This window comes from Pseudomonadota bacterium (assembly GCA_022361155.1).
GTDB lineage: Bacteria > Myxococcota_A > Polyangia > Polyangiales > JAKSBK01 > JAKSBK01.
In genome coordinates this window covers 1-6,596 of the sequence record JAKSBK010000090.1, presented here as the reverse complement: position 1 = coordinate 6,596, position 6,596 = coordinate 1, and the positions used below count along the sequence as shown (strand labels likewise).

The window sequence follows — 6,596 nt, the reverse complement described above, 5'->3', positions numbered from 1 at the left end:
GCGCCATGGCCCATGGCTCGCTCGGCATCAGGGAGTGCAGTGCCGGATGCACCAGCCCGCTCCGTCGATCACCATGCAAGAGCCGATTCCACTGCATCTCGCTCCGCATGGGTAAGGCGCCCCGCGGGGCCTCGTCGCGCAGTAGTAGATGCCCGGAAACCAGGGATGCGTTGTGCACACGGGTACATGGAAGGGGCAAGGGGGGCTCCAGGTCTGGCCGCCCATAGCTCCGGAGCCTCCCGAGCCCGCTTGACCGGACGCGCCCGCCATGCCGCCGGCTGCACCCTGACCGCCCGTGCCCGCCACCATCATACCGCCGAAGCCCCCTCGACCCCCTTGACCGCCCGTGCCTGCTCCACCGCTCGAACCGCCTTGACCTGCCCGGCTGCCCTGACCACCGCCACCCATGCCCGTGGCGCCGCTCGAGCCTCCTCGACCGCCCATGCCACCGAGAGTGCTACCGGCGCCTCCCGGAGCAATGGTGGTCTTGCCGCCGCAGGCCAGGCTCAGCATGGTACAGGCCGCGGCAAGCCACAGCACGAAGGGCAACCCCGAGTCACGTTGCTGGTTGTCTATACGCATGCGATGTCCTCTCGCTGCCAGCAAGGTCGCGACCGCGTCCAGGGAGCAGCCGGTTCGCCTACGGGTTGGTGGGCTGTCCCCCGGCTGGCCACTCGCCGGCCCCGCTGCTGTTCGAATAGCGGAAGCCGTCCCCACTTGCGAGCTTGTTGCCAACCGACGGTGGAGTCTTCGTCTTGCACGAAAGAGTCGAACGATTGCGTCCCCAAGAGGAATTCGAACACGTCACGCTGACCCGCAGCGCTGAGCACGGTTTGTCCAGATTCGCCGGGACCAAAGGTCGCCGTACCGAGGAAGGACCCCGCGATCAGCGCAGACCCATCGCCAAGTGCCGAGATGGACAAGCCCGAGTCGTATTCTTCGACGCCTGCGCGTTTGGCCCAGGCAAGCGAGCCATCCGCCTCGTAGCGTGCCACAAACAGGTCGAACTCGCCCGTGGAGATGAGCGCCGTCTCCATCGGCTCGCCGGGACCAAAGGTCGCCGTATCCCTGAAGTAGCCCGCAAGCAACGAAGAGCCATCCGGCACGACCGAGACAGAAAGGGCGAAGTCTTCAGCGCTTCCGCCCGCGCGTTTTGCCCACACGAGCTCGCCCCCGGCCGCAGCAGCGCCCCCGGCCGTTCCGGCACCGCCAGAACCCGCCACGCCTCCGCCGCCGGTGCCGGCTGCGCCCGGTTCTCCGGCGCTGCCACCCAACCCGGCTGCGCCTCCGCCACCCAACCCAGCTGCGCCTCCGCCACCCAACCCGGCTGCGCCCGGTTCTCCGGCGCTGCCAGCGTCCCCACCGTCTCCCCCGGCGCCACTCGCGTCAACGCCGCCCCCTTCGCCAGCAACCGCGGCATCTGGCGTGCCCAGACCGGCCCGCCCACCCCCGCCCGGGCTGGTGAAGGCAGCCGGCTCTGTACTGCCTTGGAGAATCGGCACTCAAAGCCCTGGGAGCACATGCCGAATCCGCCAGAGGCACCGGCCCGACCACCGACACCGGCCTGCCCCAGGACACCGCCACGACCGCCCAGCACCCCCCTGACCCCCGACACCGCCTTGACCGACGGTACCGCTCTGACCAGCGATCCCCGGGGTCACCCCGGGGTCACCCCCCCTGACCGACAACACCACCTTGGCCGACAGTCCCGCCCTGGCCCACGACACCGTTTCACCAACTTCGAGCTGCTCCACCGATCCAGAACCGCATGCCCGAGCCGGCTGTGATAGCCGCCGATCTCCCGCGATGCAGCGAAGCGCGCGGCACGCAGTTGAGGCACCGGAAGCATAGTTGACACTATTGGAGTTCTCGTCGCTACGCTTCTGTGATCTCCAGCGATGCAGCGAAGCGCCCCGGCTAGCGCGGTGGATCGGGCATGCGGTTCGGTTCGACCATACGGTTCGGTTCGACCATGCGGTTCAGTTCGACCATGCGGTTCGGTTCGACCATGCGGTTCGGTTCGACCATGCGGTTCGGTTCGACTTCGGTTCGACCATGCGGTTCGGTTCGACACAGCGACGGGGGCTCGTGACGGATGCGGGCTAAGGTCCACCGTGACATCGATCTCGCTACAGGTGGCGATCACCTCTGACGCCAACGATCGCGATTGGTCCGTGGTCTGTGAAAGTCCCATCGCGGGCCCTGGAACGTCCAGCAACCAGTGTGTCGTGGCGCTCCGGACTACGCTTGCGGCTTCAACCCCCCTTTCCTCCTTAGCCGAAAACCAACTCGATACACGTCCGGAATGTTGATTCGCCCGTCCGGAAGGCGTGCAAAGATCCCCATCTCCTTGAGCTCTCTGAGGACCTCTTCCAGACTCTGCGGCGCGCTGCGCAAGCCTTGCTCGAGGAGTTGCCCCCGGCGCCAAGCGGAGGTGATTTTCGAAACTGCGCACGGGACAACCAGATCCGAGAGGATTTCCATAGCTGCGTGCGCCCACGGAAGATCTTCCTCGATCTCCTGCACTCGGTAGTTCGACGCAACACGAACCCCCTCTTGCAGTCCCTTCCAGTGAAGAGGATGCGTACTGGGAGCAGAGTGTGTCGAGGCTGCACGCATTGCGGCCAAAAAACTCCTCGGACTTACCCTCTGCAGCGCGTCCGCCAAGTGGTTCGGAACCCATGTGTAAGTCTTCCCTCGTCGGCGGTTCGTACCCATGTACGGACCCGCCAAGCTAGTGAAGACACGTTGCTGCTCGAACTCGTCATCGCGAAGACGGGCGGGCACATGCCACTCTCCAGCGATGTCTGACGCGTGCCCGGTCAGCCCTCGAAACGCACGTGCGGCCTCCGATTTATCTGCGTTGCCCATGTAGCGAAAGAGAAGCGCGTACAAGTCCACTGGGCGCCAGTCCAAACGTACGGCGGAGGCGACGACCTTGGACGCATCAGTGAACGTGCGAACCTGCGGGTCGGAGAGCATATCAGGGCGCACAAAAACCTTCGCGCGAAGGCTCGCGTACGGCCTGAACTCGAGCACCAACTCAAGTAGGCCACGAAGAAGCGCGGTCCTTTGTTCGTGATCATCCGCCGTCCGGTCCAGAGCGTCAAACAGCACGAGATGCGAACGTCCCTTGGAAGCGAGGTCTTGGTCAAACTCTCGCAGCACTCTAGCAACAGCAGATGGGTTCTCAGTTACCCACGACACCCGTTCGGGCCACTCTTTCGCCAAGATCGAGCGCTCGGGTTCTAGCTTGCAGAACACGACCGTCTTCCAAATCAATCTGGGCTTCTGCTCGGCCTTCAGGAGCTGGTCTAGCTCATCCTTGTTGGGCCACTCGGGGCTAGGGGCTTCACCGAAGCCCACGGACACGTCGGTTTTCTGTCCAAGAACCTCATCGCGAGTACTCGAGACCTGAAGAGCGTGCCACCAGAAGCTCTTGCCGGCTCCCCGCGCGCCGACCACGAGCATGGCGTTCGGCTCGAGGGCGCGGCGGTGTGTCCCTGGCACGTACACGAAGCGTCTCTCGACGTCGCTGAACTGCGACGGCACCTCAGGTATGCTCGAAGTCATGGCCTCCCGAAGCAGCTCGCGTGTGCGTTCCGTTGTGACCATCCTTAGACCTCATCGCCCACTACTAGGTCCGTCGCACGCCGCAGGAACTCACCGTAGAGACCCTGCAGCTCGGCGTAGCTCACAGCACCTTCGGTGGGTTCCCACGCCTGCATCGCCCGGCTCCAGTACACCGGCAGTGGGTAGTGCGGCGCTTCCGCTGCTAGAACGTCGAAGTTGAACGCGTTTGTGTCGTCTGGCGCCGCTTCCTCGTAGAGAGTATCCGCGAACAGATCGTAGGATCTCTGCTGAGTTCTTGCCAGGTACTCCACACGATGGGTTTCCGGGACCTGGGCCGCGACCATCTGCAGCTGGGCACGTATGCGGTGGGCCGCCTGGGGACGACGGCTCCAGCTGGAAAGTAAGATGCGGTACGCGTCCCATGTTTGACGTGTATCGACGGCGAACAGGAAGGACACTGTTCCAAGACGCACCGTCGCGATCGCAGCGAGGTCGTGGATGCCAGATCTGCTATCGATGAGCACGACGTCTGGCGCTGTGATGCGCTCCAAGTGGTCCACAAGAGCTGCGACCCTTCCCGCGAAGGTCCGTAGGCCGTGACGGGTTGGTATGTCCACATATGCACGCGCAAGTTTATCAGTGTACTCGTGCGTGCCTTGGGTCCCACCACATGGCGCCACGAGAATCTGTCCAGGCGTTCCATCGGCTAGGCTGCTCTGCGCGATCATCATGCGACCGAGTTCATCGTCTGCATTGCCGACAGCGTCCTCGACGAGCCAATCAACCAGACCATAGTCCGGCTCCGCCCCAGAGCTGAGCAGCATCGAGGACACTCCCGGCGCCTCCAGATCCAGGTCGACTACGAGGACCTTCTTGCCGCGCGTTGCTAGATGCCAAGACCATACGCAGATCGCGGTTGAACGTCCCACACCACCCTTCACCCCGAAGAGGGTGGCGCGGGGTGGACGAGGCGGCTCATTGGGTAGCGCGGCACGAACCCACTCGGCCCCGGTAACGACGCGGTCCAAGCGCCAAACATCGCGGGCTCCGAGGGGCACGGCATCAGACGTAGCGAACACGGCGTCTCGCGCAAACAGGTCCGGCGCCTCGAGAACGCCCTCCGCTAGGAAGGGGCCCATCGCCTCGCTGAGGTCCGCAAGCAAGCTCCGGCGGGCCTCCGGCTCAATCTTGTTCTCCACCGCGAGGTTCAGCCGACCAGTAACATCACGGACTAGAACCACCTTGCCCGCTTTTTCAAGTCTACCTTCCCGGGCTCCGAGCACGATTCGTTTGCCCGCCTCCCACGCGTCGTGAAAGCGAATGGTCAACGGATTCCCCCCAGAGCCACGCGTGCATCTGCAAGCGCCTTCATGGCTTCCATGGCTCCACGGCGGTGACCGTCCACTCGGGGACGATCGAACATGTGGTCCTCCTCGTAGCGGTGCGCAGCTTCCCAGTCTGCGAAAGGATTCGTGCCCACGGGAGGAATCAGCCGCGACACGCCGCCGACAGCAGTCTGATACTCGTGCCAGAGCGCATTCACGTGGCACTTGTAGCGCGCTGCCGGAGGGCTCCCAGTAATCACACCGCTGAGCGTGAGAATCGCCTTCAGTGCGCACTCGGCGGCAAGTCCAAACAAGTGGTCCGCAGCTCCCAGGCGGTTGCGCTGAAAGAGGGTCTCACCGTCCTTGAACATTCGCGTCGCTGCGTCCTCGAAACTGACTGGCATCGCGAGTCTTGTAGCACGAGAGCGGCCGGCACCGTGTGTCCCGTGAGCGAGGATACAGGACAGCCACCCTATCGTGGCGGCCCACGGAAAAGTCGCGTGGGCGCACAGGTGGTGGCGAACTACGGTGGACCATGGCTGTGCTGAGACACTACCAGCATCCCGCACAGAGCGCTGCATGCTTGTGCCGATTGTGGAAGCCGAGCCGCGACATTCCAGCTCACCACCCGCCCCCTCCACAGTACCTCGTGCGGCTAGCGTTGTGCTGAGCCTCACGTCGGCAGTCCGGATCTTCCTGGCCGGTCGCGAGCAAGCTGCACCATGCTCCGCGTACGCGTGCGCCAAAAAGGAGCAGTGCCGCGAGCGGCAACCACAGGTACACGAACGATGTCGCGGGCCGGCTGGCCGCCAGGTTGCAGCCGCAGCCGTTCGTGCCGGGGGCGTGGCGGAGCGCTGCGGCCGCGCTATCGGGAGCGGCCGCGCTATCGGGTGCGCGGGCTGCTGCATCGCGAGCTCCGGCGGCGCCTGCGTCGGGTGACGCAACCGCGGGCGCGGCGTCTGTATGGGTCGCAGCGCCGGGAGGCACGGCGACCCCAGCATCGGCGGAAGCCTGCGGCACGGCAGCATCGCTGCCGCAACCGGCTAGGACGTCGATCGGGACGGTCGCCGGCGTGGCGGCGTCGGGGCCAACGCAAGCGGTGCCTATCTTTGGACACAGCCACTTCCAGGGCTCGGCGCAGGTGGTGGCGAGCGGGCTCGGCAAGGGGCACGCCAGCCCCTTTACACTGCGAAGCTTCATCAAGGGCTTGAAACGCTGTCCCCCGTCCTCGGACAGCCCCAGCTCGAAACCGTGCGCTCGCTCGCTCAGGCATGCGTACAGACCCCGCCCCGTCCAGGTCAGGCATCGCACGACGCCGCCGAACACCTTCCGGAACACCAGGTCGCGTGTCGGCGCCTTCCAGATGCCCAGCCGCTCGCAGTCGATGTTGCGGGGACGAGCAGGCAGGCCAAAACCGATGGCCAACTCCGTGCCGTCGGGCGACAGCGCAAAGCCGGCCATCACGGCCCTGCCCTCGAGCACGCGCTGCCAGTCGTGCCCGCCGTTCGACGAGACCAATAAGCGGTCCTGCCCTTGACCGTAGACGCGCACGTAAACGGTGGCCGGGTCGGCCGGCGCGATCGCAGACAGGTAGGGAATAGCGAACAGCCCGGTGTCGGGCACGGGCAGCACGCTCCAGGTGGCAGCGCGGTCGTCGCTTCGCAAGAGCACGCCCTGGAACTTGGATCCGGAGCGATC

The 6,596-nt window shown here is 65.1% G+C and carries 6 protein-coding genes; all 6 read right to left on the bottom strand.

What is annotated here, in order from left to right; genetic code table 11:
* Nucleotides 1-27: 27 nt before the first annotated feature.
* Entirely contained in the window at nucleotides 28-582 is a 555-nt protein-coding gene (locus MJD61_02660) for a hypothetical protein (GenBank protein MCG8554181.1), read from the bottom strand.
* Entirely contained in the window at nucleotides 573-1,502 is a 930-nt protein-coding gene (locus MJD61_02655; GenBank protein ID MCG8554180.1) for a hypothetical protein, read from the bottom strand. Before MJD61_02655 ends, MJD61_02660 begins: the two co-directional genes overlap by 10 nt.
* Nucleotides 1,503-2,241: 739 nt before the next feature.
* The gene (locus tag MJD61_02650) at nucleotides 2,242-3,615 is read right to left on the bottom strand and encodes a hypothetical protein (GenBank protein MCG8554179.1); all 1,374 of its coding nucleotides are present in this window, start codon (nucleotides 3,613-3,615) and stop codon (nucleotides 2,242-2,244) included.
* A 2-nt stretch (nucleotides 3,616-3,617) separates the two neighbouring features.
* Nucleotides 3,618-4,772: a ParA family protein gene (locus MJD61_02645; GenBank protein ID MCG8554178.1), complete on the bottom strand. Its 1,155-nt coding sequence runs from the start codon at nucleotides 4,770-4,772 to the stop codon at nucleotides 3,618-3,620.
* Nucleotides 4,773-4,897: 125 nt separating this feature from the next.
* Nucleotides 4,898-5,302: a hypothetical protein gene (locus MJD61_02640; GenBank protein ID MCG8554177.1), complete on the bottom strand. Its 405-nt coding sequence runs from the start codon at nucleotides 5,300-5,302 to the stop codon at nucleotides 4,898-4,900.
* A 217-nt stretch (nucleotides 5,303-5,519) separates the two neighbouring features.
* Nucleotides 5,520-6,596: hypothetical protein (locus tag MJD61_02635; GenBank protein MCG8554176.1), on the bottom strand; the 1,077-nt coding region annotated here is incomplete at its 5' end.

Coding starts and splice junctions, on each gene's coding strand:
- MJD61_02640 (MCG8554177.1), bottom strand. CDS start 5,302: ATGCCAGTCAGTTTCGAGGACGCAGCGACGCGAATGTTCAAGGACGGT.
- MJD61_02660 (MCG8554181.1), bottom strand. CDS start 582: ATGCGTATAGACAACCAGCAACGTGACTCGGGGTTGCCCTTCGTGCTG.
- MJD61_02650 (MCG8554179.1), bottom strand. CDS start 3,615: ATGGTCACAACGGAACGCACACGCGAGCTGCTTCGGGAGGCCATGACT.